The organism is Serratia sp. CY52157 (assembly GCF_052168495.1).
GTDB classification, from domain to species: Bacteria; Pseudomonadota; Gammaproteobacteria; order Enterobacterales; family Enterobacteriaceae; genus Serratia; species Serratia ureilytica.
In genome coordinates, this window is sequence record NZ_JBJNMO010000002.1 from 515,428 (window position 1) to 540,967 (window position 25,540).

Genomic DNA, 25,540 nt, shown 5'->3' on the forward strand with positions numbered 1-25,540 from the left:
TAGGCGGACAAGGGAAAGTTTGTCATACTTGCCATGCACTACGATCATACCTAATCGAGGCACGCTATGCCGATATCCCTGCCGTCGCTCGACGTATTGAAAACCTTTGTGGTGGTGGCGCAACGCCTCAACTTTACCCATGCCGCCCGGCAGCTGCACCTGACGCAGGGGGCGGTCAGCCGGCAAATTCTCGGGCTGGAACAGCGTCTGGGCTATCCGCTGTTCAGCCGTCAGGCGCGCGGTTTGGCGCTGACGCCGCAGGGCGCGCAGCTGCTGGCGCCGGTACAGCAAGCGCTGGGGCAGTTGGATGAAGCCCTGACGCGGGCCGCCGCTCCGCCGGGGGCGCTGCGCATCAAATGCCCGACCTGCGCCATGCGCTGGGTGCTGCCGCGCATCATTCGCCTGCAAAATGAACGGCCGGACATGCATATCGAGCTGACCGCCTCGGTGTCGCACGGCCTGGATTTCAGTACCGAGCAGTTTGACGCCGCGGTGGTATTCGGCCGGCCGCCGGGTAAAAAGCTGACCGCGCACTTGCTGTTCGACGAAATCCTCACGCCGGTCTGCACGCCGACGTTCCTGCCGCCGGCAGCCCGGTTGACGGACTTGACGGACAAAACCCTGCTGCACCCGACGCGCGATCGGCGCGACTGGCTGCGCTGGCTGAAGGCGGCGGGCGCCGATGCGTTGCCGTCCGGCAAGGCCCAGCATTTCGATACCCTCGATCTGGCGATGAGCGCGGCGCTGCAAGGGTTTGGCATCGCCATCGGCGATCTGTGCCTGCTGGAGGAGGATATTCAGGCGCAGCGCGTCGTAACGCCGTTCCCGCTCTGCGTCAGCAGCGGCGCGGCCTATTATTTGGTCTATCCTGAACGCACGGTGGCGCCGCCGACGTTAACCGCGCTGGTCGATTTTCTGGCGGCGGAGGCCGCCGACAGCCGCGCCCGGCTGCAGAATTACCTGCCGATAACCTGTAATGCTTTGTAAACATTAGCGATGCGAATTCCCTTGGCGATGAAACAGAGTGTGGCAAACTGTTTCTTCACTCCGATTAAACTCCGCGGCGTTGGCGGCGGAAACACGCCTGAGATAAAACAAGATGAAATGGCTTTGTGTGGTGAGTATGTTGTCCGGTCTGGCCCTCAGCCCGGTTTTTGCGCAGGAAACGCCGATAACGCAGGGCATTCACGCCCAGCAGCGCGACGCCTTCGTGTCCAATTTGATGAAGCAGATGACGCTGGAAGAGAAGATTGGCCAGCTGCGGCTGATCAGCGTCGGGCCGGATAACCCGAAAGAAGCGATCCGCGAGGGGATCCGCAAAGGGCAGATCGGCGCCATCTTCAATACCGTCACCCGGCCGGATATCCGGGTGATGCAAGATCAGGCGATGCAGCTCAGCCGCCTGAAAATCCCATTGTTCTTCGCCTATGACGTGGTGCACGGCCAGCGCACCGTGTTCCCGATCAGCCTGGGGCTGGCGGCCAGCTTCGATCTGGAAGCCATCGCGCTCAGCGCCCGGGTCGCGGCGCAAGAGGCCAGCGACGACGGCCTGAACATGACCTTCGCGCCGATGGTCGATATCACCCGCGATCCGCGCTGGGGCCGGGTCTCCGAAGGCTTCGGCGAAGACACTTGGCTGGTCTCGAAAATCGCCAAGGTGATGGTCGACGGTTTCCAGAACGGCGATCCGGCCAAACCCGGTTCGGTGATGGCCAGCGTCAAGCACTTTGCATTGTACGGCGCCGTCGAAGGCGGCCGCGATTACAACACCGTCGACATGAGCCCGCTGCGCATGCATCAGGACTATCTGCCGCCTTACAAAGCGGCGGTGGACGCCGGCAGCGGCGGAGTGATGGTGTCGCTCAACTCGGTGAACGGCGTGCCGGCCACCGCCAACCCGTGGCTGCTGAAAGATCTGCTGCGCGAGCAGTGGGGCTTTAAAGGCATCACCATCAGCGACCACGGCGCGATTAAGGAACTGATTAAGCACGGCGTGGCCGCCGACGCGCGCGACGCGGTGCGCCTGGCGATCACCTCCGGCGTCGACATGAGCATGAGCGACGAGTTCTACGACAAATACCTGCCGGGTCTGGTGAAGGACGGACTGGTGTCTGAAAGCGATATCGACCGCGCCTGCCGCGACGTGCTGAACACCAAATACGACATGGGGTTGTTCACCAATCCTTACGTGCATCTGGGCCCGGCGGGTTCCGATCCGCAGGACACCAACGCCGAAAGCCGTCTGCACCGCGCCGAAGCGCGGGTGGTGGCGCGCAAGACGATGGTGCTGCTGAAGAACGATAAGCAGACGCTGCCGCTGAGCAAGCAGGAGACCATCGCGCTGGTCGGGCCGATGGCCGACAGCCAGCGCGACGTGATGGGCAGTTGGTCGGCCGCCGGGGTGGTCAAGCAGTCGGTCACCCTGCGCGAGGGGCTGGAGCGGGCGGTGGGCGACAAGGCGCGCATTCTGTACGCCAAGGGCGCCAACGTCACGCAGGATAAAGGCATCATCGATTATCTGAACGAGTATGAGCCGGCGGTGGCGTTCGATACCCGTTCGCCGCAGCAGATGATCGACGAAGCGGTGCAGGCGGCGAACAAGGCCGACGTGGTGGTGGCGGTGGTGGGGGAATCGCAGGGCATGGCACACGAGGCCTCCAGCCGCGCCGACATCACGATCCCGCAGAGCCAACGCGATCTGATCGCCGCGCTGAAAGCCACCGGCAAGCCGCTGGTGCTGGTGCTGATGAACGGCCGCCCGCTGGCATTGAGCTGGGAGAGCGAGCAGGCGGACGCGATGCTGGAAACCTGGTACAGCGGCACCGAGGGCGGCAACGCGGTGGCGGACGTGCTGTTCGGCGATTACAACCCGTCGGGCAAGCTGCCGATGACCTTCCCGCGCTCGGTCGGCCAGATCCCGATGTACTACAACCACCTGAACACCGGCCGGCCGTTCGGCAAGGAGAACCCGGGCAAGTACACCTCGCGCTACTTCGATTCGCCGAACGGCCCGCTGTATCCGTTTGGTTACGGCTTGAGCTACACCTCCTTCAGCCTGTCGGATCTGAAGTTATCCAGCCCGACGATGGCGCGCAACGGCAAGTTAACCGCCAGCGTCACGCTGAAGAATACCGGCAAGTACGACGGCGCCACGGTGGTGCAGCTGTATCTGCAGGACGTCACCGCGTCGGTCAGCCGCCCGGTGAAAGAGCTGCGCAACTTCAAGAAAGTGACGCTGAAGGCCGGCCAGTCGCAGCAGGTTGAGCTGCCGATTAGCGAAGACGATCTGAAGTTCTACAACGCCAGCCTGAAGTGGGGGGCGGAGCCGGGCAAATTCAACGTGTTCGTCGGCCTGGATTCCGACAACGTGCAGGCGCAAAGCTTTACGCTGAAGTAACCTTTTCCCCCTCTTTCACGGCGGTGGGAGAGGGGGCATCCATCCCTTTCCGCTAACGTCACCGGAGCTTGCCTCATGAAACGCTATCTGGACTGCAGCGCCAGCGATCTGGCCGATATCGGCAAAGCCGATCTGCTCTACGCCATCCGCGCCAGCGAAGGGCGCATCTTGGTCAGCGAAACCATCGCGGTCACTCAGCCGCTGCTCAATAACGTCACCAACGCCGAACTGGCGGCCAGCCAGGGCGCCGACCTGCTGTTGTTGAACCTGTTCGACGTCGATCGTCCGCATATCGCGGGCCTGCCCGCCGACGTGCCGCCGCAGGAGGCGCTGCGCACGCTGCAGCGACTGACCGGGCGGGTGATCGGGGTGAACCTGGAGGCCGTCGATCCGGCTTTCGCCAGCGAACATAACGACTTTTGGCAGATGACGGCGGGCCGCGCCGCCACCGCCGAGAATGCGCGCAAGCTGTATCAGCTCGGCGCGCGCATGCTGGTGCTGACCGGCAACCCGAACAACGGCGTCAGCAATCAGGCGATTGCCGCCGCGCTGAAAGCGATCCGCGAGGAAGTGGGCGACGAGATGGTGCTGGTGACCGGCAAAATGCACGGCGCCGGCATTGTGCGCGAAAGCGGCAGCCAACTGATCGGCGAGCAGGACATCGCGCTGTTCGTGGAGAACGGTGCGGATATCGTGCTATTGCCGGCGCCGGGCACCATTCCCGGCATGTCGCAGGAGAAAGTGGCGGCGCTGATCGCCTTTGCCCAGCGGCAGGGGGCGCTGGCGATGACGGCGATCGGCACCTCGCAAGAGGGGGCCGACGTGCAGACCGTGCGGCAGATTGCGCTGATGAGCAAAATGGCCGGCGCGGATCTGCACCATATCGGCGATACCGGCTATTTGGGGCTGGCGCTGCCGGAAAACATCTTCGCCTACAGCGTGGCGATTCGCGGCGTGCGCCACACCTACAGCCGCATGGCGCGTTCAATTAACCGCTGAAATGGCTGCCGCTTGCGGGCTTTTCTTCCGATAGGCAACACTCGCAACGCATAGCCTAATAACGCCGGCAGACAAAGGTCGGGCTTTGAAGCGTACTGACCACATACAGGTTGCCGAGTACGTGTTCGACGGCGACATGGTAGGAGATTCGGGGATCTTCCGACTGCAAAAAGGTCGCCCAAAGGGGGGCGGGAACCGTATCTCCGGCATGTTTACGGTCGGCGGCGAATCGCAGCGTGTACCCATCGCCGCCGCCATCCTCTTCAGCCGCCTCATCGCCGGGGGTGTCATACACATAGTGAAGTTCGCGGTTCAGCACATAGGTCTTTTCTTGTCGCTCGATAAAACCATTGAGCCTGATAAAGCCAGTGCCGTTGTGGTAGAGGAAAAAATACATCTTTGCTTTTAAAACCGCGGCGGGCTCCATGGCTGGGCCATAGCGGTTGCGCGCGGTGATCTCCGCTTCGCAACGCAGTAAGGTTTTAGGATGGTGCGACAGCTGGGCGACCTGGCTTGCCAGGGGCGCCATCAGCAATAACAAGCCGACGATAAAGCGTGTTTTTTTGTTCATGGCGTCATACCGTCGGTGTTTTTGATCGTGCGGCACCGGCCATATTGACCGGGTTGCGCCAGATTGCAGATGGCGATGAAGGTGACCTGAAAAGGAAGGTTGGGGTTGGCGATTTTGGTGTAGAACAGATCGGCGGGCGTTGTGCCGCAGTCGGTCGCTTCAGCTTTCAATGCAGCGGCAATTTGCGCTTGCGTTTCACGCCGGTCGTTCAGCGCGGCGGTTTCCAACGTAAAAACGTTGCACTGCTCATGGCGATAAAAAAAATCGACCCTGGCGTTTTTGAACGCGTGAACCGGCCGGTTGAACCACAATAAAGCGCAGACGAGGCTAAAGCACGCAATCATCATCAATGCTGCGGCAAGGGGCGCTTTATTTGCCTGGCAGATATTCCCACGCCGTTTTAACAGTGCGCCGGCCCGGGTCAACAGGGTGGGAATAACCGCTTTTTGGTTGTCCGCTGAGCGCATGTTTTCGCATGAGGTAATTTCCGCTTCAAGAATGAACCCCAGTTTGGGGATGGTAATAATGATTTGCGGATCCAGCGCCAGCGACTCAAGCGCTTTTCTTATCTCACTGATGCAACCATTCAGATTATTGTTTGAACCCACAAAACCATTATCTTCCCAGACCCGCTGCATCAAATGCCTGCGGGTGAGCATCTCTTTATGATGGGTAACCAACTCTAACAACAAGCGGGTGGCAGGGTTAGATAATGGCATAAAAGATTCCCGTTCATTGATGATGAACAATGCGCGTTCGGCAGGTGAGAAAATAATCATCTGATTAATGACGTATTCCATAATTTGCTGCTTGCCCTTATAGCGACGGCGAAATTTAGCGAGGACAGAGTCATCTATTATTTTTCACCCGTCAAGATGATGGCGATTTTTTCATGTTGTGAAATTTTTGGCGAAAGTTCAAACGTACGGGGGCGCCAGTTTTATAATATTAGGTTTTCTTTGTTTTGGTTTTTAATTCCTTATTTTTATTATTTTTAGGAATTAAAAACTGTTTTTATGGTTAAATTTAATACATATATCTTGATTTTGGCTGCGGCGATACGATGGAACTCGCTGGGGAATGCGACAGGATTTTGCCGGTAATCCACGTTTAAATTGCGGGCTTTCTTTGCTTGAAGCCTGAATGGCCAAGAGGAAAAGGTATGTTTAAAAGAAACTGGACGCTTTTACGCTACAGGCGAAAGCTTTTTGAAGCTATTCAATCTGTCGGGATTGTGATGGCGATAGTTACCGGGCTGGTGTTGCTGACAGGCATTTCTTTTATTGCAATTGAAAAATGGCTTAGCCTTTTCTGATGGTTTTTTAGATAGATATTTTGGGATGAAATTATTATGTCTATTCCATGTTTAAAGTTCATGGTGATGGTCTATGTCAGCGTATTGCTTTTGTTGGGTGGCTATATTTATCACTATGATATGAACTATTTCTCGCTGACGTTTCCATATTCTCTTGTGATTGGGGTTGTCCTGTTTGCTTTATTGGGCGTCGGCGGCGCGCTCCTTTTTTTGCGAAAAGCGTGGGGGATGACCCCCGCGTGTTTTTTCTTTGCGCTGGGCGCGGTGATATTGCTGCTGCCCCTTTTTTATTCTCGTGCCGAGTGGGGCGTGCTTACCGTCGGGCGAATGGCCTGCCTGTTTGGCAGTTGGATTATTTACTTTATCCTATTGCAATATCGGGTCATGCAGCACGTGCGTATTGCGTTTATCTATACGCTGGTATTAGCCGCTGCCGTGGGAGGCATTTGGCTTTTTTCCTTCCCGGCCGAGGCGGCGGCGGGCTATGCCGGCAGCGGGGGGCGTTGGCCGGATGCCGCGAGCAGTTTATTGGCGAGCGGATTATTGGCGGGATGGGGTCTGACGGTGTTGCCTCGGTTCCGCATGTTGCGCCGAGATAACGAGCGATGGCGTATTTTACTCTTGCTGCCGCTCTTGATCGGTTTATCCGCCGCGCTGGGCTGGGGGGCATCGCAGACCGTTTGTCTCAGCGTGCTATTGGGTGCCGCGCTGTTGACCCTGATGTTTGTGCGCAGATACCCGCTGCATTGCGTGCTCGCGCTGCTGATGACGGCATTGGGATTCTGCCTGGCGATATTGGCAGATGAATTGAACGCCGGCGTTCGTTTGTCGAATGCCGCGCCGTGCTGCGATACGCTGCTTGACTCGTTGGCGCTGGTGGTAGAGCGGCCCTGGTTGGGATGGGGCTATGGCCGATTCGAGCATGGCTTTGAGCATTTACAGGCCCATGCGCTGCCCGCGGTGGCGCGGGCAGGCGCAGCGCGGCAACCCTATAATGAGCTCCTGCTGTGGTGGATAGAAGGCGGCGTCGTTGCGTTGGCGGGCATGCTGTGCCTGCTGGCGGGCGTTGCGGCGCTGGTGCGCCAAACATGGCGACGGGAGCGCATCGCCGCCCGCTTGCACAGCCCGGCCGCCGGGGAAGAGGCCGCGTTGGCGGCGAGCGGCATTCCCTTGCTGCTGTGCGCGCAGTTTTCCTACCCGTTCGGGCTGTCGCTCATCCAATGGGCGGTTTTGACGCTGCTGCTCGTTACGTTGGATGGGCGCAGCAGGCTCAATGCCGGCCGGTTTTGCCGGTTTGTTTTCGCGCGGAGGGAAACGGCGTGAACACGGTCATCAATATCGCCTTCCTGGATATCGACCGCTTTTTTGTCGCCGGGGCGTATCGGGCGTTGAGCGACTATTTTAGTGAACGTGGCATCGAGGCGCGCTGCAGCGAGCCGATGAATGCCGACCTTGTGTTCCAGGCGATCGCCAAAGGCGACATGGCGCGTTTTTGCCATCCTCCCCATGCTCCTCACGCCCTTTATCTCGCCGTTTACGATCTCAGAGAAGCCCGCATTCGCGCCATTTCGGGGTGCCTGAGGGAAGCGGGCAGGGTGTACCGCAATGAAGGCGTCGCAAAGCTGTTGCACACGGTAGCGCGGGTGATAAAAGGCCGAACCGGCGGCGCCTGCGGTTTTTCTTGTTGCGCCTGGTGCCAGCCGTTGCCATTGACGCCGCAGGAAAAACAAGTGATGCGTTACCTGAGTTGGGAAATGACGCCGACCGCCATTGCCCGTCGGCTTCGGGTCAGCATCAAGACGGTGAGCACGCATAAACGGGCGGTGATGAGAAAGATGCATTTCCAGCGCGATGCGGAGCTTTACCGCTGGTTGCGTCTGGGGGGATTCGGTCAGGGAAATGGCGATAGCCACGTCGTCTGAGCGATGGCATGGCAGGTCCGGGCCTGGCGGCCCGGAGCGACTTACCAAAACAGCGGCGTGGTGCTTTCGGCCAGAAACGCCAGCAGCGTTTCATTGACCGCCGCCGGATTTTCCTTGTTGCTGATATGCCCGGCGTTGGGGATCAGCACATGTCGGCAGCCGAGAAGATCCGCCATGCGCTGGCCTTCCGCCGGCGGGCGCGGCTTATCCTGCGCGCCGGTGATGACGATGCTGGCGGCGGTGATGTGTTCCAGCAGCGCCAGCTTGTCGGGGCGGCCGAAGATCATCCGGCCCAGCGGCACGATGCTTTCGCGCAGGCGCTCGGCGGGCAGGCTTTGCAGATGGGCCAGCAACGGCTGCGACAGCGCAGCGGGCACTTCGTCGGAATAGAACTGCGCGGCGATATATTCCAGCAGCGGCGGCGTGATGGCGCCGGCCTGTTCCACGGCGGCCAGCATGCCCATATAGCGCTGCCGCGCCTCTGGAGTTTCGTCGCCCAGGTAGCTGTCCAGCAGCGCCAGCACTTTCACCCGCTCCGGCGCCAGCGCCGCCAGTTCGGCGCCCCACATGCCGCCGACGGACAGGCCGACGATGCCGAACTCTTCAATATCCAAATGACCCATCAGCGCCAAATGATCGGCGGCGATATCCGACAGGCTGTTTCGCCCGGGTGGCAGCGCCGGTGAATCGCCGTGGCCCCAGAGATCCGGTACGATCAGGCGGTAGCGTTTAGCCAGCGCTTCAAACTGCGGCGCCCACATATTCAGATCGAACAGATAGCTGTGGCCCAGCAGCAATGGAAAGCCTGAACCTACGTCGAGATAATGCAGGGATTTGCCCATCGTTGGCATCTTATCGGTTCCTTATATAAAAAGAGTCCCGGCTGCTTATATCACACTCATATTCAACCCACGGTATTAATTTACCTTAAATTACTCAGGTGGAGGCTTATTTTTAATTATCCATTGCTAACAAGACGTCAATAAAAGGTGACATTAAGGATAATATTCTGGTCGATGCCGGAGCCTTGGTTTATGCTGGCGCTCCTTTCGGTATGGAATAGATAAACAGGGAGTCGCGATGAAAAGACTTTTCAGACTATTAATTATTTTGCTTGTCATTTTGCTGCTGGCGGCGGTGCTGTGGTGGTTCTTCGGGCGCGGCAATCCGAATGCGCTGTGGCAGATAGTCAGCCAACAGTGCGTGCCCAATCAGCAGCAGAACCACGATCCTGCCCCCTGCTTAAAGGTGGATTTAACCGAGGGATATGTGCTGTTTAAGGACAGCAAGGGCCCTTACCACGATCTGGTGATGCCGACCGAAAAGGTCAGCGGCATCGAGAGCCCGATATTGCAAGCGGATCGAACGCCGCCTTATTTCGCCCAGGCCTGGAATAACCGCGAACATATATCCAGCGAGCTGGGTAAACCGTTAAAAGACGCATGGGTTTCTCTGGCGGTCAATTCGAAATATGGCCGCTCTCAAAATCAGCTGCATATTCACGTTGCCTGCTTGCGCCAGGATGTCTATAACGCGCTGGGGGAACAGGCTGAGCAATTAGATCAACAGTGGCGGCCGCTGGCGGTGAAATTGGTCGGCCATCAATATCTGGCCAGAAAATTGGCGGGCACCGATTTAACCCAGGAAGATCCTTTCCGCTTGTTGCAAAACTACGTGGTCGAACAGGGCGACAGCATCGGCAATTACGGTCTGGCGCTGGCGGTCAGCCCGCAGGGCGAGATGCTGCTGTTGGCAAACCGTTTGAAGTTGACCGATCTCAACCTGGGGTCGGCCGGTGAAATTCAGGACTACCGGTGCGAGGTCGCGGGGAACTCTAGATGATAACGGCCCGCCGGCTCGATCAGCCGGCGGCTGCCGTGCGGTCAGAGTTTTTTCAGCAGCGCCAGCAGTTGCGCTTCGCTTTTCTCCGCCAATCCGTCGATCGCCAGTTTGATGATGTCGGAGCGGGTGATACGCACGATGCCGTTGCGCGCCGCCTGGACGATCACTTCATCGATAGCCTCAATGTGGTTGTCCGTCAGGCTGACGGAGATCGCCTTATAAGTACGCTTGCGGCCGGCCGGCTTGGCTTCCGGCGCGGGCGCCGCAACCGGCAACGTATGCGAGGTGGCGCTGTTGATGAATTCGTCTTCCGACATGCGGTGGGTGGGGGTGCGTTTCTTCACAGGATCACCTCTTTCACCAGGCATTCAATTTCGGTCTGCGCCTTTTCATTATTCGCCTCGTGCACGGTGATGGCTTCACCCCAGGCGTCGCGGTAAATCTTGCGGTCGCACAGGCGATTGCTCACCAGGGTGAACTCCGGGTATTCACTCAGCACCTGCGCCGCTTCGTTGGCTTCATTAATGAAGATATTGGTCGGGCACATGTTCAATACGATGTAGCCTTTGACCTTCTCGTTGTATTCCTGTGCGGTGGAGAACATCTCCGACAGATAGCCGATGGTGTCGAGATCCATCTGCGAAGGGCGCAGCGGCGAGAGGAACAGATCGGCGGCCAGCAGGCCGGAGCGCAGTTCGGCGCTGTCGCGGCCGGCGGTATCGACGATCACGTAGTCGTAATGGCGATCGAGCTCCAGCAGCGTTTCCTTGATTTTACCCGACGCGGCCACCACCGGAATGTGCGGCAGCCCCTCGACGTTCTGACGGTCGTTGTACCAGGTCATGATCGATTTCTGGTCGTCGGCATCGACGATGATCGCCGTCTTGCCTTGCTTAAGAATCAGATACCCGGCGATATTCACTGCTTTCGTCGATTTGCCGACGCCGCCTTTTTGCGAGCCAATCAGAACAATCATGCTGCCATCTCTCAAGTTATTAAGCGGGTAACTTATTAAGTTAATGTGCTTATTAGGTTGATAATCAAACAGGTTAACAAGAACAACTCGCGAACAATATGCACCAACTGCGGCGGCTTGCCAAGCCAGTATGTTGTTAACTGCGCAGCTTATTTTGCGGTGAATGGACCGGATGGGTAAGTAGGAATTCTCTGGGAAGTGGCGGAACGGAAGAGTCTTTTGTTAATTTAACAGCTTAATAAGTTAGTGGCTCATTAAGCTGTCGATGGCGTTACTTCTTCATCATCGCCTTCAGGTTGGCGAACGGGTTGTGGGTGGCGACGCCGATATCTTTTTGCGCATCTTCACCGGCCACCACCGTCGAACCGTATTGATCGGCCTCGGTGTATTTCGAGTGTTCGTGGTCGTGGCAATACAGACACAACATTTCCCAGTTGCTGCCGTCTTCCGGGTTGTTGCTGTGATCGTGATCGATGTGGTGCACCGTCAGCTCGCGCAGGTTGGAATAAACGAATTCGCGCGAGCAGCGCCCGCATACCCAGGGGAACAGTTTCAGCGCTTTTTCGCGGTAGCCGGTTTCCAGCTTCGCATAGTTTTTGGGGATATAGGCCATGGTGGTCGTCCGTCGGAAATCACTATGCGCCAATAATATCACAGTGCGTGCGGCTACAACGTGCGGCTCATCACCGTGACGGTTTCACCGGCGACCTGGCGTTGCTCCAGAGGGCGCCAGCCGAGTTTCTGATACAGCGTCTGCTGGTCGGGCGTATACAGATACAGTTCGCTAATGCCCTGGATTCGGCCGTGCTCGATGCAGCGCGCGATCAGGTTGCGGGCAATGCCTTGGCCGCGGTGCTGCGGGTGGGTAAAGACTTCGCTCAGCCAGTATTGGCGCTCCGGTTTATCCGTCAATTCATATAGCGTCAAACTGGCGATGCCGACGATCTGTTGCTGCGGCGACAGCGCCAGCAATACGACGCCTTGGCTCTCGGGTGCGCAGCGTTCAGCCAGCCGCCGGCTGATGGTATCGCGGCTGCTCCACTGCGCAAAGGCTCCCCATTCCTGGTGCAGCAACGCGGCAAGTTCCTCAATGCGCCGGCGATGGGCGAGCAGCGGTTCGATATGCATGATGTGCCTATTTTTTTAAAGTCGGGAAAAAAGCCGCTCCTGCCTAAGCGGCCGGTTAATGAAACGTCTCCACCGCCCAGTCGATGAACGCCCGCAGCTTGCCGCTGAGGTGGCGATTGGACGGGTAGACCACGTACATCTGCTCCGGCGGCGGCTGCCAGTCATGCAGCAGGCTGACCAGTTCGCCGCGCTCGAGGTGCGGCTGCGCCATAAACCGATAGATCTGGATGATGCCCAAGCCGGCCAGGCTCGCCGCCAGCAGCGCGTTGCCTTCATTGATGCTGACCGGGTAGCGCTGTTGGATGGCGATCTCTTTGCCGCGCTCGACATAGCGTTGCGGATGGATGCGGTCGTTGACCGGATGGCGGTAGTGCACCATCGGAAAACCCTGTTCCAGATCGCACGGGTGGCGCGGGGTGCCGTGGCGCGCCAGATAGGCCGGGGTGGCGCAGCTGACCCAGTCCAGATCGAACAGACGGCGGGCGATCAGGCTGGAATCGGCCAACGGACCGCTGCGGATCACGCAGTCGGCGCTGTCGCTGATCAAATCGATAACGCGATCGCCGATGCTGAGATCGATCTGGATTTGCGGGTAGCGTTCCAAAAAGCCGGGCAGCGCCGGCAACAGCAGTTGGCGGGCGGTGCCGCTGCCGGTATCGATGCGCAGCACGCCCTGCGGAGAATTCTGCGACTCGGTCAGACAGCCCTCCATCTGCTCCAAATCCGCCAGCCATTTCACCGTATTCTGGTAATAGCATTCGCCTTCGCGGGTGACCGACACGCTGCGGGTGGTGCGCTGGAACAGTTTGGTCTGCAGGTGATCCTCCAGATTTTGGATCAGCTTGGTGACCGTCGCTTTCGGCATGCCCAGCGAATCGGCGGCTCGGGTAAAGCCGCCGGTTTCCACGACGCGGTTAAATACCCGGATAGCGAGCAAATGATGGTCCATAGGTTCTCAACGCCATGCCCCGGCGGTGGCCGGGGCATGTTTCTGCAGATAGATAATGATTAACACTGTTTAGCGCCAATCGCGCCGGAGCGCAAGCTGAGGCCGAATACCAGCGTGGCGGAGAGGATCAGCGCGCCGCCGAACAGCATGGCGCTGCTGACGCCCTGCCAGTCCACCACCTCGCCGCCCAGCAGTGCGCCGGAGGCCAGCGCGATCTGGATGACGCACACCAACAGCGCCTGACCGGCTTCCGGCGCCTGCGGCACGGCGGCGAACATCCAGTTGGTGGCGCAGACCGGCACGGCGCCAAAGGCCAGCCCCCAAACCAGCACCATCAAAGTGGCGCCGGCGAGGCCGCTGAGCAGCGGCGAAACGATCAAAATGCCCGCCAGCATGGCGGCGATCAGTATGAAGGTGGCGCGCAGGCTGTGTTCCGCCAGACGCTCGCCGAGAAAGGTGCCCAGCAGGCCGATGGCGCCATAGGCCAACAGCTGCAGCGAGATCGCCGATGGGCTGAGCACGAACACCTGCTGCAGCAGGGGCCGCAGATAGGTATAGGCGGCGAAGTGGCCGATGAACAGCAGCACGATGGCGATCAGGCCGATGCGCGCCATCGGCAGGCGCAGCGGCAGCACCAGATCGCGCGGCGTGACCGGTCGGGAAGGCGGTACCGACGTGAGCAAACGCAGCTGCGCCAACAGTACGCCGACTGCCAGCGCCGCACTGCCGAAGAAGGCGGCGCGCCAGCCGAACAGATCGCCGATCAGCGCCCCGGCCGGCACGCCGCATACCGCGCCGACCGAGATGCCGCTGAGGATCAGCGCAGTGGCGCGGCCCTGGCTGGCTTCCGGCACCAGATGGCGGCCGTAGTTGGCGGCGAACGACCAGAAGCCGCCGACGCAGATGCCCAGCAGCACGCGGCCCAGCAGCATCATCGGGAAGTTGACGGCCAGCGCCGCCACCAGGTTGGACACCATCAGCAGCAACGACAGCCCCAGCATCAGCAGGCGTCTGTCCAGCCGGCCGGAAGCCAGACTCAATACCGGCGCGGCCACCGCCGCCACGATGCCGGGCATGGTCACCATCAGCCCGGCGGTGCCGGTGCTGACGCCGAGCGAAGGGGCGATGTTGGTCAGCAGGCCGATCGGCAAAAACTCGGTGGTGACCATGACAAAACAGGCGACCGTCAGCGAGAAGATCGCCGGCCACGGGGATGATGCAGGGTTATCTTTATTATTCAGCATAATGCCGCTCTTCTCAGGTGAATGCGCAGGCCGCGCTCGGGGCGCGGCGTGATCAAAGTCACAATCTACGGCAGGCTGAAGGCGCAGATAAATCCATCTGCGGTGGTTACACTGTTTCTGAGGGGGAACAATGACGGCAGCGAGTTAAAACGCGGCTTGCGCCGCGCCGAGGGGAAAGGAATAAAACGGTATAAGGTTATGACCGGGCCGCGCGCGGCGCTAGAGCCCCGGCGCTTTCCACAATGAGGTGGTCAGGCCGCTATCCACCAGCGTCAGCTGATCGGCGTAAATCCGCCGCCAGTTTTCTTTCTGTTCCTGATACCGCGCATGGTTGGTGAGATCCGGCTGATGCTCGCGCTCCCAGCGCACCAGCTGCTCGCCGGTTTCGGCCAGCGACGCGTAAAGCCCGGCGCCGACCCCGGCGGCGATCGCGCAGCCCAGCGCGGTGGCTTCTTTCACCACCGGCACCCGCACCGTCAGGCCGGTGACGTCGCTGAGGATCTGGCTCCACAGTTTGCCCTTCGCACCGCCGCCGGCGAACACCAGCGAGCGGGCCTGCACGCCGGAGAAGGCGGCGATCTGCTCCAGATTACAGGCTGAGACGATGGCGGCATTCTCCTCCAGCGCGCGGAACAACGTCTGTTTGTTGCAGCGTTCAGGATCGATAGACATGTTGATGAATGACGGCGCCGCGTGATACCAGGTTTTGAAATGCATGGCGTCGGAAAAGATCGGCATCACGCCGTAGGCGCCCGGCGGCACCCTGGCCGCCATCTCTTCCAGCAGGCTGTAAGCGTCGATCCCCAGTCGCTCCGCCAGCAGTTTCTCTTCGGCGCAGAAAGCGTCGCGGAACCAGCGCATGGTCAGGCCGGTAAAGAAGCTGATGGATTCCGCCTGCGCCATGCCGGGAATGACATGAGGGTTAATGCGGATGTTCATTTCCGGATCGATGGCCGGTTCCGGCAGGTTGACGATTTGCTGCCAGAAGGTGCCGCCGAGCACCGCCGTCTGCCCGGCGCGCACGATGCCGAGCCCCAGGCTGCCGAGCTGCACGTCGCCGCCGCCCATCACCACCGGGGTGCCGCGCAGCAGCCCGCTCTCCTGCGCCGCCTGTTCGGTGACGCGCCCCAGCACGACGCCGGTCTCTTTCACCGGCGACAGAATATCGGCGCGCAGCCCGGCCATATCGAGCAGCGCCGGCCGCCAGTCGCGGCTGGTCAGATCCAGCATGCCGGTAGTGCCGGCGTTGGAAGGATCGACCGCCAGCTCGCCGCTCAGCATGTAGGCCAGCCAGTCGCTGATCATGGTCAGCGTCGCCGCCTGGCGATAGATGTCCGGCCGGTGGTGCGCCAGCCACAGCAGGCGCGGCATGGCGCTCAGCGCCAGCGTCTGGCCGGAGTACTGGTAGACCTCACGTTCGAAGCCGTGGTTGTGCAACTCTTTCAGTTCGCTGACTTCATGGCTAGCGCGCGCATCGACATTGGCGCAGGCCCAGATCGGCACGCCGTTGCGATCGTACAGAACGATGCCTTCACGCATCGAGCAGCAGGCTACCGCACGGATCGCCTGCGCGCTCAGCCCCGCGCGCTGCAACGCCTGGCGGATGCACTGGCAGGCCAACTGCCAGTTGCGGTTGAGATCGAATTCCATCGAGCCGGGTACGCCCGGCACCGCGAGGTGTTGCCACTCGGCCTGGCCGTGCGCGATCTGATTGCCCGCCAGATCGAAGATCACCGCGCGGATGCTGCCTGTTCCTGCGTCCAGCGCCATCAAGTAGTTATCCATAGCCTATGCTCTCAGGGGGAGGAATAGTAACTATAGATGCCGCCGTCTTCCCTCGCCGGGGGCTGGGTGGGCATCGCCGGTGCGATTTGTGAGCCAGGCGGCAAAATTGCCGTTGCGGCAGGGCAATCGACGGGAATAAACCTATGGTTGGAAAGCGCCATGCTGCGGCGCGCCGTTTAAACAAGGAGCTGTCATGCACGTCACATTGGTAGAGATCAACGTTAAACAGGATAAGATCGACGAATTTATCGACGTTTTCCGCGCCAATCATCTGGGGGCGATCGAAGAGCCGGGCAATCTGCGTTTCGACGTGTTGCAGGATGAGCATATTCCGACGCGGTTTTATATCTACGAAGCCTATCGCGACGAGCAGGCGGTGGCGGCGCATAAGCAGACCCCGCACTATCTGCAGTGCGTGGAGAAGCTGGAAGCGCTGATGACCGGCCCGCGCAAGAAAACCACCTTCATCGGCCTGATGCCGGAATAAACGCCGGCGTTTGCCGGTGTCCATGCGCCCGGTTTGGTTGTAACCTGCAAGGCAAAGCGAATTTTCAATGGGATAAGCGGGGCGAGGATGACATTGCGCGATCGGCTGTTGGCGCTGTTGGTGGTGGTGATCTGGGGCGTGAATTTCGTGGTAATCAAGTTCGGCCTGCAGGGGATGCCGCCGTTCCTGTTGGCCGGGATGCGTTTTTTACTGGTGGCGTTGCCGGCGATCTTCTTTATCCCGCGCCCGACCATCCCGTGGAAATGGCTGTTGCTCTACGGCATGACCATGAGCTTCGCGCAGTTTGCCTTTCTGTTTGTCGCCATCAAGGTGGGCATGCCGGCGGGGCTGGCCTCGCTGGTGTTGCAGGCGCAGGTGTTCTTCACCCTGCTGTTGGGTGTCGTGCTGATGGGCGAAAAGCTGCGCGTCAATCATTTCGTCGGCATCGCCATCGCCAGCGGCGGCATGCTGGCGCTGGCGCAGGCCAGCCTGCATAAACCGGGCAGCGGCGCGGTCCCCCTGGCGGGCCTGTTGCTGACCCTGGCGGCGGCGTTCTCCTGGGCGCTGGGCAACCTGACCAACAAGAAGATCCTGGCCGGTTTCCCGCAGCGCAACATTTTGTCGCTGGTGGTGTGGAGCGCGCCGATCCCGGTACTGCCGTTCCTGATTTGCAGCTGGCTGTTCGACGGCCCGCAGGCGGTGCTGGCCAGCCTGAGCCATGTGCAGGTCGGCACCTGGCTGGCGGTTGCCTATCTGGCGTTCGCCGCCACGCTGTTCGGTTATTCGGTGTGGGGCAGCCTGCTGGGGCGCTACGAAACCTGGCGCGTCGCGCCGCTGACGCTGCTGGTGCCGCTGATCGGGCTGTTCGCCGCCTGGCTGCTGCTGGACGAAGCGCTGTCGCCGGCGCAGTTCGGCGGCGCGTTGCTGGTGCTGGCTGGCATGGCGGTCAATACCTTCGGGTTGCCGCGCCGACGGGCCGTCGCGGTGCGCTAAACCTAACAGGGCAATTCTGTTCAATACGTTGTCGGCGCGGCCCGGCATTCTGGCGCCTGTGAATTTTTCCTCAGGTGCCCTCATGAATAATATCTACCTTTCCATGGCCGCATTTGCGCTGGCGGCCTCCATCACGCCCGGCCCGGTCAACATCGTCGCATTGAGCGCCGGGGCGCAGTTCGGCTTTGGCGCGACCCAGCGTCACGTGTTCGGCGCCACGCTGGGGTTTACCCTGTTGCTGGTGCTGCTGGGTTTGGGCATGCACCAACTGCTGATCCTGTGGCCGGCGTTGACCCGCTTGATCCAGTGGGCCGGCGTGGCCTTCCTGCTGTTTATGGCCTACCGGCTGGCGTTTGACGACGGCAGGCTGGGCAACGGTGCGGCGCAGGCGCCTTCCTGTTGGTACGGCGCGCTGATGCAATGGCTGAACCCCAAGGCGTGGCTGGCGTCGGTGGCCAGCCTCGGGGCGTTTGTCGGCGACGGCGACATCCGGTTGCTGTGGCAGTTCGCCGGGCTCTACTTCGTGATTTGCTATGCTTCGGTGGCCTGCTGGGCTTACGTTGGCGCGATGTTGCGCGGCCTGCTCAGGCAGGCGCGCAACGTACAGCGTTTCAATCGCGCGATGGCGGCGTTGCTGGCGGCCAGCGCCTGCTATCTGTTGGCGGAGGGTTTTTGATACTGGCCGGGCGTCGCGGCCAGCAGCTGTTTGAAGGTGCGCTGGAAGTGCGCCTGATCGGCAAAGCCGCTTTCACTGGCGGCCGTGGCGATCGGCAGGCCGCTTTTCAACAGCCGATGGCCGTGCTGCACGCGGCGATTGACCAGATAGGCGTGCGGCGTCATGCCGTAGCGCTGGCGGAAGGCGCGGATCAGGTAGGAGGGCGAGAGCGCGGCGGCGTGGCAAATGTCTTCCAGCGTCAGCGACTGAGTGCAGTGCGCGTCGATAAACGCCGCCGCCGCTTCCAGTCGGGGGTGCGGCGGCGTCTCCGGCTGGCGGCCGCTGCCCAGCGCGAGCTGCAGGGCGCTGAAATACTCCACCAGGGCGATCTGTTTTTCCAGCGCGCCGCACTGCGCGTTCGTCAGCAGCGCGTACAGTTGGTTCAGCCCGTTGAACAGCGCCGGATCGCGGCTGAGCGGCCGGCTGAAGGGGACAAAGCGGTCGCCGTCGCCGCCCATCATTTCCTGCTGCAGCGCGCCGAGCCAGGCGAGATCGAGATAGAACATGATGTATGACCAACGGCGGTCGGCGATCGGGTTGCAGGCATGCGCCTGCTGCGGATTGATGATCACCACATCGCCGGCGCCGACCTGCATGCGCCGCTCGCCGTTGACATAGGTGCTGACGCCGCCGGTGATGGCGCCGATGGAAAAGAATTCGTGGCTGTGCAGGCTGTAGCACACTTTGCGGCCATCATTGATGGCGCGCGCTTCGACAAAAGGCAACTGCGGGTCGCGCCAGAACTGGGGCGTTTTTTCACTCATGCGCTTTCCTTTTCACTGCGGCGGCATCACAGTGTTATAGCCTGAAAGCGACGAAAAGGGGAATGGCGGATGATGATTTTTAACGTGTTCGGCCGCCTGGTAGGCGTGAAGCGTATCGGGGACGAATGGCGGCTGTTCCGCGTGACGCTGCCGGAGCGCAAATATGCCCCCAGCTACGATATCGTGTTGCCGGCGGATCTGCGCGAAGAGGAGATCGCCGGCTATCTGGGGGATATCTATCACGAAGCCGCGACCCCGCAGCGGCCGGACGTGTTTCGCGTCGAGTAGCGCGGGCGTTACTCTTCCGCGTTGCGCGCCATGAGGCGGCGCTGATGTTCCTCGCTGGCGGCCTGGATCTCTTCCAGCACCGAGCCGACGTCGGCGCGCTTCTGAATTTCGCTGAATCGGCCGCTGAGGACGCTGTCCGGCGTCAGCGTGCCTTCCTGATACAGCGCCCAGATCTCTTTGGCATATTGGCTGTCGCGCAGCTCCGGCGCAAATTGGCCGTAATATTCCGCCAGATTGTCGATATCGCGCTCGAACATGCTTTTGGCGTGGTTGTTGGCGGCGGCGTCCACCACCTGCGGCAGATCGATGATCACCGGCCCGTCTTTATCCATCAGCACGTTGAATTCCGACAGATCGCCGTGCACCAAGCCGGCGCACAGCATGCGCACCGCGTAGTTCATCATCAGAGCATGATCGGCGCGCGCCTGTTCCGGCGTCAGGATGACATCGCTCAGACGCGGCGCCACCAGGCCTTCCTCGTCGGTGATCAGCTCCATCAGCAGCACGCCGTCCAGGCAAATGTCCGGCTGCGGCACCCGCACCCCGGCCCTGGCCAGCAGATACAGCGCGTCCACTTCGGTGTTCTGCCAGGCTTCTTCCTGTTGCTGACGGCCGAATTTGGAGCCTTTGCTCATGGCGCGCGCGTCGCGGCTGTTGCGCACCTTGCGCCCTTCCTGGTAGTGCACGGCCTGCTTGAAGTTACGCTTCTCGGCTTCTTTGTACACTTTGGCGCAGCGAATCTCATCGCCGCAGCGCACGATAAACACGTCGGCTTCTTTGCCGCTTTTCAAACGGCGGATGACTTCGTCGATTAACCCGTCATCCACCAGCGGCTGGAGTCGTTTTGGAATTTTCATGCAGCCTTGTACCCTATTTAGGCTCCGGTGTGAATGGCTTGCGCAGTTGATAGCGTAAGTTAGACCCGAAAGGCAAACATTAGTTTTGCCGCCGCGGCATCATTGCGCGGCGACGGGCGTTCACAGGCTGCCTGTCGGCACCCAGACGCTGACGCTGCCGGCATTGACCGGGAAATGGGCGCTGCCCTGGTCGTCGGTGGTGATTTCCTCCTGGCGGTTACCGAGGAAATCGCGCCAGGCGGTGCGCGCCTGATCGGCGCCGAGCGCGACCGTCTTGCCGCTTTCGCCGCCGTTGGTCAACACCACCACGCAGCCGGGGGCGTCGGCGGTGCCGGCGCGGCTGAAGGCCACGCAGTGGCTGTCGTCGAAGTAGTCGGTTTGCGGGCCGTTGGCGAAGCGCTGGCGGGCGGCAATCAGCTTCTCCAGTTCTGGGATCGCCGGCATGTCGATCGGGTACTCGCCGCCGTCACGCCCTTTATCGCGGTAACTGGCGCCATAAAGGTCGGGGTAAAACACGCAGGGCACGCCCTGTTCGCGCAGCAGGATCAGCGCGTAGGCCAGCGGTTTGAACCAGGGTTCCACCGGCGCCTCCAGCGATTGCAGCGGCTGGGTATCGTGGTTGGCGACCAGCGTCACCGCGTGGGCCGGATCGGCGGCGGTCAGGGTATCGGTGAAGATCTGCGCCATGTCGAAGCCGTCGCCCTGTTTTGACGCCTGATGAAACTTCAGGTGCAGCGCCACGTCGAACAGCATCACTTTGCCGTCCACCAACTCGATGTATTGTTGCAGCGCGCTGAGATCGTGCGACCAGTATTCGGCGACGATAAACAGATCGCGCTGCGCGCTGTCGCGCACGTGATCCGCCCACTCTTTGAAGAACCAGGCGGGAATGTGTTTGGCGGCGTCGAGGCGGAAGCCGTCGCACGGCAGCGTGTCCAGCAGCCAGCGCGCCCAGTATTTGAGCTCCTCTGTCACGGCGGTATTGCGGAACTCCACGTCGGCGCCCATCAGGTAGTCGTAGTTGCCTTTCTCGTCGTCGACCTGATCGTTCCAGCCGTCGTCGCCGTAGTCGTTGGCGATTTTAAACACCCCTTTATCGTCCGGCTGCTCAACGTAATCGACGCCGCTGAAGCATTTGTAATCCCAGATAAACTCGGAATGCGCGCCCTGGCGGCCGGGGAAGGTAAAGCGGGTATAGGCCAGCGCGTCGAAGCCCTGGTCGTCAATGTCGTTGCGGTTGTTGGCGTCCACCTTGAACACGTGCACCCGTTCTTTCTCGTCCGCGCCGAGCTTGTGGTTGAACACCACGTCGTAGAGCACCCCCACGCCGTGTTCGCGCAGCGCAGTGGCGGCGTGTTCGAGCGCCGCCTTGTCGCCGTATTTGGTGGCCACGCTGCCTTTCTGGTCAAACTCGCCCAGATCGAACAGATCGTAGGTGTCGTAACCGACGGAGTAACCGCCGGAAGCGCCTTTGTAGGCGGGCGGCAGCCACAGATCGGTAATGCCCAGTTCGGCGAGGTGCGGGGCGCGTTCGGCGGCCTCCTGCCACAGTTTGCCGCCGTCGGGGTAGTACCAGTGGAAGAATTGCAGCAGGGTGGTTTTTTTCGTCATGAGCCAGCGTCCCGGTTAGCCAGAAGGAGAGGTGCAGTTAAAGCATGGGCTACTTTTGGCAAAAGGGACAATGGCGCAGGCAGGCGCGTGAAGGCAGGCGTAAATATGTAACCGACGTTGACGAGATAACGGTTAAGTTGTTTATATCAAGTTTTCACGTTTTTATTTTTATTGTTTATTTTTCATGTGGATATTTTCTTTGTTTTTTTATTTATGAATTTTTGATGTTTTTATGCTCATTTTATCTGGGTTTTTATTTTAATTTTAAATACTAATTTGGTTTTTAATTTTAAAAATAATTATTTTGTTGGGTTTAAATTCTTTTAATTGAAATGTTTTGACATATTCGGGTGCCCTGTTGGTTATTCATTCGCAATTGTTTATGCGTTATCGTTATGTTCGAAATTAGGTAACACTATCAACCAATAATCCATCCAACGTAGCGTGAAGGTGGGAGAAAAGGAGAACATAACGTCGTGAACATCAGGGATTTCAGAGCATTGGCGCGCAATTTGGTCAGAGAATTCGGCATGTTGAACAAGCAGAGCAACGGCTCGCGCTTTTCGCCGCTGCAGATCCATCTGATGATCGAAGTCAGCGAGCAGCCGCTGGGCGTCACCGAGCTGGCGGCCCGGCTGTGCATCGACAAGGCCAGCGCCAGCCGGGCGCTGCGCAGCCTGGTGGCCGCCGGCGTGATAGAAACGGTGGATCATCCGGATGACAAGCGGCACAACCTGCATCGGCTGAGTAAACAGGGCGGCAAGGCGCTGGCCGGCATCGAGAGCGACGCCGACGGCTTTATGCAGGCGGCGCTGGCGCAGTTGGACGACGATGAGCTGGCGAGCACCACTGCGGCGATGAAAAAGATGACTGCGGCGCTGCGCAGCGCGCGCAAACAGCGCGACGCCAACCTGCGGGTGCGGCCGATCGCCGCGCGCGACGATGCGGCGATGGCGGCGATCATTCGCGAGGTGTTTCGCGAGTACGGCATGGACAAGATGGAAGGCGTCAGCCTGCACGATCCCGATCTCGATCGGCTGACCGGCCTGTATCGCGACAACGGCGGCCGCTACTGGGTGCTGGAGCGGGACGGGCTGGTGGTGGGGGGCGTCGGCATGGCGCCGCTGGCCGGCGAAGAGCCCGGCTATTGCGAACTGCAAAAACTGTTCTTCAAACCCGGTGTGCGTGGGTTGGGCATGGCGCGCTATATGGTGGTGCAGGCGCTGAAGGCGGCCCGGGCGGCAGGGTATCGCTATTGCTATCTGGAAACCACCGAACAATTGAAAGAGGCGATCGGGTTGTATTACGCGTTGGGTTTCACGCTGCTGACGGAACGGCGCGGCAATACCGGCCACCACGGCTGCAATGTGTGCATGCTGAAAAATCTGCAGAACGACGATATGTGAGCGGTTTCAAGGTTAACGCCCGCGCCTTGTGTCACCCTGTTAACCGTTTGATAACAATCACAATGTTTTATCAGGGAGAAGAACTATGTTGGGGGATCCCATGGCGCTTTCTGCGCTGGTCACGCTGGTGGTCATCGCGCTATGGGCCAGCGCCCGTTTGCCGGAGTATTTGGTCGCGTTGCTGTTCTTTGCGGCGGTGATGGTATTGCAGCTGGCGCCCGCCGCGGTGACCTTTTCCGGTTTCGCGTCTTCCGCATTCTGGCTGGTGCTCAGCGGTTTCGTGTTGGGCACCGCCATCCGCAGCACCGGCTTGGCGGATCGCCTGGCCAACCGACTCTTGCCGCATCTGGCCGGTTCCTGGCCGCGCCTGGTGGGCGGCGTGGTGGCGATAAGCTACGCGTTGGCGTTTGTCATGCCCTCCAACATGGGGCGGATTACGCTGCTGATGCCGATCGTCATGGCGTTGGCCGAGCGCGCCGGTCTGACTGAAGGCTCGCGCGGCCGCATCGGTTTGGCGCTGGCGGTGGGGTTCGGCACCTTCCAGCTTTCCGCCAGCATCCTGCCGGCCAACGTGCCTAACCTGGTGATGAGCGGCGCGGCAGAAAGCGCCTACGGCAGCCACTTCGCCTATCTCTCTTATCTGCTGTTGCATGCCCCGGTGCTCGGGGTGGCCAAAGGCGCATTGTTGACGTTGTGCATCTGCGGCCTGTTCCGTGCGCGGCCGCAGCCAGTGGCGACCGAGGCGGGGCAAACGCCGCTCAGCGCCGCCGAGTGGCGGCTGATCGCGCTGTTGGGCATTACGGTACTGTTGTGGATGACCGACAGCTGGCACGGCATCGCCCCCGCCTGGATAGGGTTGGCGGCGGCCTGCTTCTGCCTGTTGCCGCGCATCGGTTTTCTCAACGGCGAGCAGTTCGCCGCCGGGGTCAACGTGCGCACCTGTATTTACGTGGCGGGGATCCTGGGGCTGACCGCATTGGTCAGCCACTCGGGGCTCGGCGATCGGTTGGGCGGCGCGCTGCTGGCGATGATGCCGGATCTGCACGGCAAACCGTTTGCCGCATTCGGTTCGCTGGTGGGGATCACCGCGCTGTTGAATTTCGTGGTGACCGCCAACGGCGTGCCGGCGCTGTTTACCCCGCTGGCGCAGGCGTTGTCCGCAGGCAGCGGCTTGCCGCTGCTGACGGTGCTGATGACCCAGGTGATCGGTTACGCCACGCCGCTGTTGCCGTATCAGGCCTCGCCGATCGTGGTGGCGATGGGGATGGGCAAAGTGCCGGCGCGCGAAGGGCTAAAGCTGTGCCTGCTGTTGGCCGCGCTCAGCTTCGCACTGCTGGTGCCGTTGGACTATCTGTGGTTCAGGCTGCTGGGGTGGATCCCGTAAACAGCCCCGCGCCGCCGGCAAAGCAGTCTTCGTCCAGCGTCAGGGTGGCGATTTTATGCACCGGTCCGCGCATGCTGACCTGAAAATCGCCGCTGAAGGCGATCTGCAGTTCGCCGCCCGGCATCCGCACACTAACCCGCTCGCCAACTCGTCCCAACTTGCGCATCACGCTGGCGGCGGCGCAGCTGCTGCTGCCGGAGGCGAGGGTAAAGCCGGCGCCGCGCTCCCAGATGCCGATGCGCAGCGTCTGGCGATCGACCACTTCCACCAGTTGTACATTGGTGCGTTTCGGGAACAGCGGATGGCGCTCAATCTGCGGTCCGAGCCGATGCACCTGCGCCAGATCCAGTTTTTCCACCGGCACCACGCAGTGCGGGTTGCCCATCGACACCAGCGAAACGCTTAACGTCTCCTCCTTCAGGGGCAGCGGATAGTTCAGCGCCTCCGGCAGATCGATCAAGGCCGGCAGCGCCGCCGGGCTGAAATTGGCGCGCCCCATCTCCACGGTTATCTGATGCGCGTCTTCCGCCACCTGGCAACGCACGTCGCCGCCGGCGGTGTGCACCAGAAACGGCTGATGCGCCACGCGCTTGCTGTCGAACAGATACCGCGCGTAGATACGCAAGCCGTTGCCGCTTTTCTCCGCTTCGGAGCCGTCCGGGTTGATGATGCGCAGGGTGGGATTGACGGCGTCGCCGCTGTCGATCAGCAGGCCGTCGGAACCGATGCCGTAATGCGGGTGGCACAGCAGGCGGATCTGTTCCAGGCTCAGGCGATCGGCGACCGAACGGTGGCATACCAGGTAGTCGTTGCCCAGACCGTGATATTTGTGAAACAGCAGGGGAGTCATGGCGTTGCTCGGCTCAGCGGGAAGAGGTCGCTACAGCTTACAACAGAACGTTGGCGT

The 25,540-nt window shown here is 60.5% G+C and carries 27 protein-coding genes; 13 read left to right on the forward strand and 14 right to left on the reverse strand.

Annotated features, from left to right (window positions below; translation table 11 throughout):
- The first annotated feature begins 66 nt into the window (after window positions 1-66).
- The 3 genes from ACJ8IP_RS12215 to ACJ8IP_RS12225 all read left to right on the forward strand — a co-directional run bounded on the left by ACJ8IP_RS12215 (window position 67) and on the right by ACJ8IP_RS12225 (window position 4,396).
- On the forward strand, window positions 67-987 hold the full coding sequence (locus ACJ8IP_RS12215; protein WP_108680312.1) for a LysR substrate-binding domain-containing protein: 921 nt from the start codon (window positions 67-69) through the stop codon (window positions 985-987).
- A gap of 112 nt (window positions 988-1,099) precedes the next feature.
- Window positions 1,100-3,397 carry a beta-glucosidase BglX gene (gene bglX / locus ACJ8IP_RS12220; RefSeq protein WP_164107158.1) on the forward strand — a complete coding sequence of 766 codons (2,298 nt, stop codon included), beginning with the start codon at window positions 1,100-1,102 and terminating at the stop codon, window positions 3,395-3,397.
- Window positions 3,398-3,472: 75 nt separating this feature from the next.
- Window positions 3,473-4,396 carry a DUF7916 family protein gene (locus ACJ8IP_RS12225; protein WP_094142459.1) on the forward strand — a complete coding sequence of 308 codons (924 nt, stop codon included), beginning with the start codon at window positions 3,473-3,475 and terminating at the stop codon, window positions 4,394-4,396.
- A 55-nt stretch (window positions 4,397-4,451) separates the two neighbouring features.
- On the opposite strand, the gene ACJ8IP_RS12230 is transcribed toward ACJ8IP_RS12225, so the two are convergent.
- Together ACJ8IP_RS12230 and ACJ8IP_RS12235 are read right to left on the reverse strand one after the other, a co-directional pair.
- Window positions 4,452-4,967, reverse strand: a complete 516-nt coding sequence (locus ACJ8IP_RS12230) for a hypothetical protein (protein ID WP_033642288.1) — start codon at window positions 4,965-4,967, stop codon at window positions 4,452-4,454.
- Entirely contained in the window at window positions 4,964-5,767 is an 804-nt protein-coding gene (locus ACJ8IP_RS12235; protein WP_164107157.1) for a winged helix-turn-helix domain-containing protein, read from the reverse strand. Before ACJ8IP_RS12235 ends, ACJ8IP_RS12230 begins: the two co-directional genes overlap by 4 nt.
- A gap of 362 nt (window positions 5,768-6,129) precedes the next feature.
- Between ACJ8IP_RS12235 and ACJ8IP_RS12240 the strand changes: the two genes are divergently transcribed.
- Genes ACJ8IP_RS12240 through ACJ8IP_RS12250 form a run of 3 tightly spaced genes read left to right on the forward strand, consistent with a single transcriptional unit; the run spans window position 6,130 to window position 8,204 of the window.
- Complete coding sequence (locus ACJ8IP_RS12240) at window positions 6,130-6,282, forward strand: hypothetical protein (RefSeq protein WP_154219866.1); 153 nt, start codon at window positions 6,130-6,132, stop codon at window positions 6,280-6,282.
- 36 nt (window positions 6,283-6,318) lie between these two features.
- A complete protein-coding gene (locus ACJ8IP_RS12245; RefSeq protein WP_158524422.1) occupies window positions 6,319-7,605 on the forward strand; it encodes an O-antigen ligase family protein in 1,287 nt (428 codons plus the stop codon).
- Entirely contained in the window at window positions 7,602-8,204 is a 603-nt protein-coding gene (locus ACJ8IP_RS12250; RefSeq protein WP_049866660.1) for a helix-turn-helix transcriptional regulator, read from the forward strand. Before ACJ8IP_RS12245 ends, ACJ8IP_RS12250 begins: the two co-directional genes overlap by 4 nt.
- Before the next feature lie 41 nt (window positions 8,205-8,245).
- Here ACJ8IP_RS12250 and ACJ8IP_RS12255 read toward each other — a convergent pair whose 3' ends face one another.
- A complete protein-coding gene (locus ACJ8IP_RS12255) occupies window positions 8,246-9,046 on the reverse strand; it encodes an alpha/beta fold hydrolase (RefSeq protein ID WP_164107186.1) in 801 nt (266 codons plus the stop codon).
- Window positions 9,047-9,284: 238 nt separating this feature from the next.
- On the opposite strand from ACJ8IP_RS12255, the gene ACJ8IP_RS12260 reads away from it, so the two are divergent.
- Entirely contained in the window at window positions 9,285-10,046 is a 762-nt protein-coding gene (locus ACJ8IP_RS12260; protein WP_033652399.1) for a CDP-diacylglycerol diphosphatase, read from the forward strand.
- Between the two features lie 41 nt (window positions 10,047-10,087).
- Here the strand turns inward: ACJ8IP_RS12260 and ACJ8IP_RS12265 are convergent, their stop codons facing one another.
- The 7 genes from ACJ8IP_RS12265 to lsrK form a co-directional block, all read right to left on the reverse strand.
- Window positions 10,088-10,390 carry a hypothetical protein gene (locus tag ACJ8IP_RS12265; RefSeq protein ID WP_033642294.1) on the reverse strand — a complete coding sequence of 101 codons (303 nt, stop codon included), beginning with the start codon at window positions 10,388-10,390 and terminating at the stop codon, window positions 10,088-10,090.
- Window positions 10,387-11,022 (reverse strand): AAA family ATPase, encoded by a 636-nt coding sequence (locus ACJ8IP_RS12270; protein ID WP_016928620.1) that lies wholly within the window; start codon window positions 11,020-11,022, stop codon window positions 10,387-10,389. The genes ACJ8IP_RS12265 and ACJ8IP_RS12270 overlap by 4 nt, the downstream gene beginning before the upstream one ends.
- A 271-nt stretch (window positions 11,023-11,293) precedes the next feature.
- Entirely contained in the window at window positions 11,294-11,635 is a 342-nt protein-coding gene (gene yajD, locus ACJ8IP_RS12275; RefSeq protein ID WP_004939576.1) for an HNH nuclease YajD, read from the reverse strand.
- A gap of 53 nt (window positions 11,636-11,688) precedes the next feature.
- On the reverse strand, window positions 11,689-12,150 hold the full coding sequence (locus ACJ8IP_RS12280) for a GNAT family N-acetyltransferase (protein WP_164107156.1): 462 nt from the start codon (window positions 12,148-12,150) through the stop codon (window positions 11,689-11,691).
- 55 nt (window positions 12,151-12,205) lie between these two features.
- Complete coding sequence (locus ACJ8IP_RS12285) at window positions 12,206-13,099, reverse strand: LysR family transcriptional regulator (protein WP_033652403.1); 894 nt, start codon at window positions 13,097-13,099, stop codon at window positions 12,206-12,208.
- Between the two features lie 59 nt (window positions 13,100-13,158).
- Window positions 13,159-14,343 carry an MFS transporter gene (locus ACJ8IP_RS12290; RefSeq protein ID WP_164107155.1) on the reverse strand — a complete coding sequence of 395 codons (1,185 nt, stop codon included), beginning with the start codon at window positions 14,341-14,343 and terminating at the stop codon, window positions 13,159-13,161.
- A 219-nt stretch (window positions 14,344-14,562) separates the two neighbouring features.
- Window positions 14,563-16,128, reverse strand: coding sequence for an autoinducer-2 kinase (gene lsrK / locus ACJ8IP_RS12295; RefSeq protein ID WP_033642298.1), 1,566 nt, complete (start codon window positions 16,126-16,128; stop codon window positions 14,563-14,565).
- A gap of 193 nt (window positions 16,129-16,321) precedes the next feature.
- Between lsrK and lsrG the strand changes: the two genes are divergently transcribed.
- The 3 genes from lsrG (at window position 16,322) to ACJ8IP_RS12310 (ending at window position 18,284) form a co-directional block, all read left to right on the forward strand.
- Complete coding sequence (lsrG, locus tag ACJ8IP_RS12300; protein ID WP_033642299.1) at window positions 16,322-16,615, forward strand: (4S)-4-hydroxy-5-phosphonooxypentane-2,3-dione isomerase; 294 nt, start codon at window positions 16,322-16,324, stop codon at window positions 16,613-16,615.
- Between the two features lie 87 nt (window positions 16,616-16,702).
- On the forward strand, window positions 16,703-17,608 hold the full coding sequence (locus ACJ8IP_RS12305; RefSeq protein ID WP_108680316.1) for an EamA family transporter: 906 nt from the start codon (window positions 16,703-16,705) through the stop codon (window positions 17,606-17,608).
- 82 nt (window positions 17,609-17,690) lie between these two features.
- Window positions 17,691-18,284 (forward strand): LysE family translocator, encoded by a 594-nt coding sequence (locus tag ACJ8IP_RS12310; RefSeq protein WP_164107154.1) that lies wholly within the window; start codon window positions 17,691-17,693, stop codon window positions 18,282-18,284.
- On the opposite strand, the gene ACJ8IP_RS12315 is transcribed toward ACJ8IP_RS12310, so the two are convergent.
- A complete protein-coding gene (locus ACJ8IP_RS12315; protein WP_164107153.1) occupies window positions 18,260-19,087 on the reverse strand; it encodes an AraC family transcriptional regulator in 828 nt (275 codons plus the stop codon). The two genes, ACJ8IP_RS12310 and ACJ8IP_RS12315, sit on opposite strands and share 25 nt — an antisense overlap.
- Before the next feature lie 69 nt (window positions 19,088-19,156).
- Here ACJ8IP_RS12315 and ACJ8IP_RS12320 point away from each other — a divergent pair, with 69 nt between their 5' ends.
- The gene (locus ACJ8IP_RS12320) at window positions 19,157-19,375 is read left to right on the forward strand and encodes a DUF7661 family protein (RefSeq protein ID WP_033642303.1); all 219 of its coding nucleotides are present in this window, start codon (window positions 19,157-19,159) and stop codon (window positions 19,373-19,375) included.
- 8 nt (window positions 19,376-19,383) lie between these two features.
- Here the strand turns inward: ACJ8IP_RS12320 and ACJ8IP_RS12325 are convergent, their stop codons facing one another.
- Window positions 19,384-20,232, reverse strand: coding sequence for a PA4780 family RIO1-like protein kinase (locus ACJ8IP_RS12325; RefSeq protein WP_033642304.1), 849 nt, complete (start codon window positions 20,230-20,232; stop codon window positions 19,384-19,386).
- Between the two features lie 120 nt (window positions 20,233-20,352).
- Window positions 20,353-21,843, reverse strand: coding sequence for an alpha-amylase (amyA, locus tag ACJ8IP_RS12330; RefSeq protein WP_164107152.1), 1,491 nt, complete (start codon window positions 21,841-21,843; stop codon window positions 20,353-20,355).
- Between the two features lie 500 nt (window positions 21,844-22,343).
- Between amyA and ACJ8IP_RS12335 the strand changes: the two genes are divergently transcribed.
- Complete coding sequence (locus ACJ8IP_RS12335) at window positions 22,344-23,249, forward strand: bifunctional helix-turn-helix transcriptional regulator/GNAT family N-acetyltransferase (RefSeq protein ID WP_164107185.1); 906 nt, start codon at window positions 22,344-22,346, stop codon at window positions 23,247-23,249.
- 85 nt (window positions 23,250-23,334) lie between these two features.
- Window positions 23,335-24,633 (forward strand): SLC13 family permease, encoded by a 1,299-nt coding sequence (locus ACJ8IP_RS12340; protein ID WP_046686636.1) that lies wholly within the window; start codon window positions 23,335-23,337, stop codon window positions 24,631-24,633.
- Here the strand turns inward: ACJ8IP_RS12340 and dapF are convergent.
- Window positions 24,608-25,483 carry a diaminopimelate epimerase gene (gene dapF / locus ACJ8IP_RS12345; RefSeq protein WP_047025637.1) on the reverse strand — a complete coding sequence of 292 codons (876 nt, stop codon included), beginning with the start codon at window positions 25,481-25,483 and terminating at the stop codon, window positions 24,608-24,610. The genes ACJ8IP_RS12340 and dapF overlap by 26 nt on opposite strands.
- Between the last annotated feature and the right edge of the window lie 57 nt (window positions 25,484-25,540).

Bases quoted from the DNA above. Each gene is read 5' to 3' on its own strand.
- ACJ8IP_RS12215 (WP_108680312.1), top strand. From the start codon at position 67: ATGCCGATATCCCTGCCGTCGCTCGACGTATTGAAAACCTTTGTGGTG.
- bglX (WP_164107158.1), top strand. From the start codon at position 1,100: ATGAAATGGCTTTGTGTGGTGAGTATGTTGTCCGGTCTGGCCCTCAGC.
- ACJ8IP_RS12225 (WP_094142459.1), top strand. From the start codon at position 3,473: ATGAAACGCTATCTGGACTGCAGCGCCAGCGATCTGGCCGATATCGGC.
- ACJ8IP_RS12230 (WP_033642288.1), bottom strand. From the start codon at position 4,967: ATGAACAAAAAAACACGCTTTATCGTCGGCTTGTTATTGCTGATGGCG.
- ACJ8IP_RS12235 (WP_164107157.1), bottom strand. From the start codon at position 5,767: ATGGAATACGTCATTAATCAGATGATTATTTTCTCACCTGCCGAACGC.
- ACJ8IP_RS12240 (WP_154219866.1), top strand. From the start codon at position 6,130: ATGTTTAAAAGAAACTGGACGCTTTTACGCTACAGGCGAAAGCTTTTT.
- ACJ8IP_RS12245 (WP_158524422.1), top strand. From the start codon at position 6,319: ATGTCTATTCCATGTTTAAAGTTCATGGTGATGGTCTATGTCAGCGTA.
- ACJ8IP_RS12255 (WP_164107186.1), bottom strand. From the start codon at position 9,046: ATGGGCAAATCCCTGCATTATCTCGACGTAGGTTCAGGCTTTCCATTG.
- ACJ8IP_RS12260 (WP_033652399.1), top strand. From the start codon at position 9,285: ATGAAAAGACTTTTCAGACTATTAATTATTTTGCTTGTCATTTTGCTG.
- ACJ8IP_RS12270 (WP_016928620.1), bottom strand. From the start codon at position 11,022: ATGATTGTTCTGATTGGCTCGCAAAAAGGCGGCGTCGGCAAATCGACG.
- yajD (WP_004939576.1), bottom strand. From the start codon at position 11,635: ATGGCCTATATCCCCAAAAACTATGCGAAGCTGGAAACCGGCTACCGC.
- ACJ8IP_RS12280 (WP_164107156.1), bottom strand. From the start codon at position 12,150: ATGCATATCGAACCGCTGCTCGCCCATCGCCGGCGCATTGAGGAACTT.
- ACJ8IP_RS12285 (WP_033652403.1), bottom strand. From the start codon at position 13,099: ATGGACCATCATTTGCTCGCTATCCGGGTATTTAACCGCGTCGTGGAA.
- ACJ8IP_RS12290 (WP_164107155.1), bottom strand. From the start codon at position 14,343: ATGCTGAATAATAAAGATAACCCTGCATCATCCCCGTGGCCGGCGATC.
- lsrK (WP_033642298.1), bottom strand. From the start codon at position 16,128: ATGGATAACTACTTGATGGCGCTGGACGCAGGAACAGGCAGCATCCGC.
- lsrG (WP_033642299.1), top strand. From the start codon at position 16,322: ATGCACGTCACATTGGTAGAGATCAACGTTAAACAGGATAAGATCGAC.
- ACJ8IP_RS12305 (WP_108680316.1), top strand. From the start codon at position 16,703: ATGACATTGCGCGATCGGCTGTTGGCGCTGTTGGTGGTGGTGATCTGG.
- ACJ8IP_RS12310 (WP_164107154.1), top strand. From the start codon at position 17,691: ATGAATAATATCTACCTTTCCATGGCCGCATTTGCGCTGGCGGCCTCC.
- ACJ8IP_RS12315 (WP_164107153.1), bottom strand. From the start codon at position 19,087: ATGAGTGAAAAAACGCCCCAGTTCTGGCGCGACCCGCAGTTGCCTTTT.
- ACJ8IP_RS12320 (WP_033642303.1), top strand. From the start codon at position 19,157: ATGATGATTTTTAACGTGTTCGGCCGCCTGGTAGGCGTGAAGCGTATC.
- ACJ8IP_RS12325 (WP_033642304.1), bottom strand. From the start codon at position 20,232: ATGAAAATTCCAAAACGACTCCAGCCGCTGGTGGATGACGGGTTAATC.
- amyA (WP_164107152.1), bottom strand. From the start codon at position 21,843: ATGACGAAAAAAACCACCCTGCTGCAATTCTTCCACTGGTACTACCCC.
- ACJ8IP_RS12340 (WP_046686636.1), top strand. From the start codon at position 23,335: ATGTTGGGGGATCCCATGGCGCTTTCTGCGCTGGTCACGCTGGTGGTC.
- dapF (WP_047025637.1), bottom strand. From the start codon at position 25,483: ATGACTCCCCTGCTGTTTCACAAATATCACGGTCTGGGCAACGACTAC.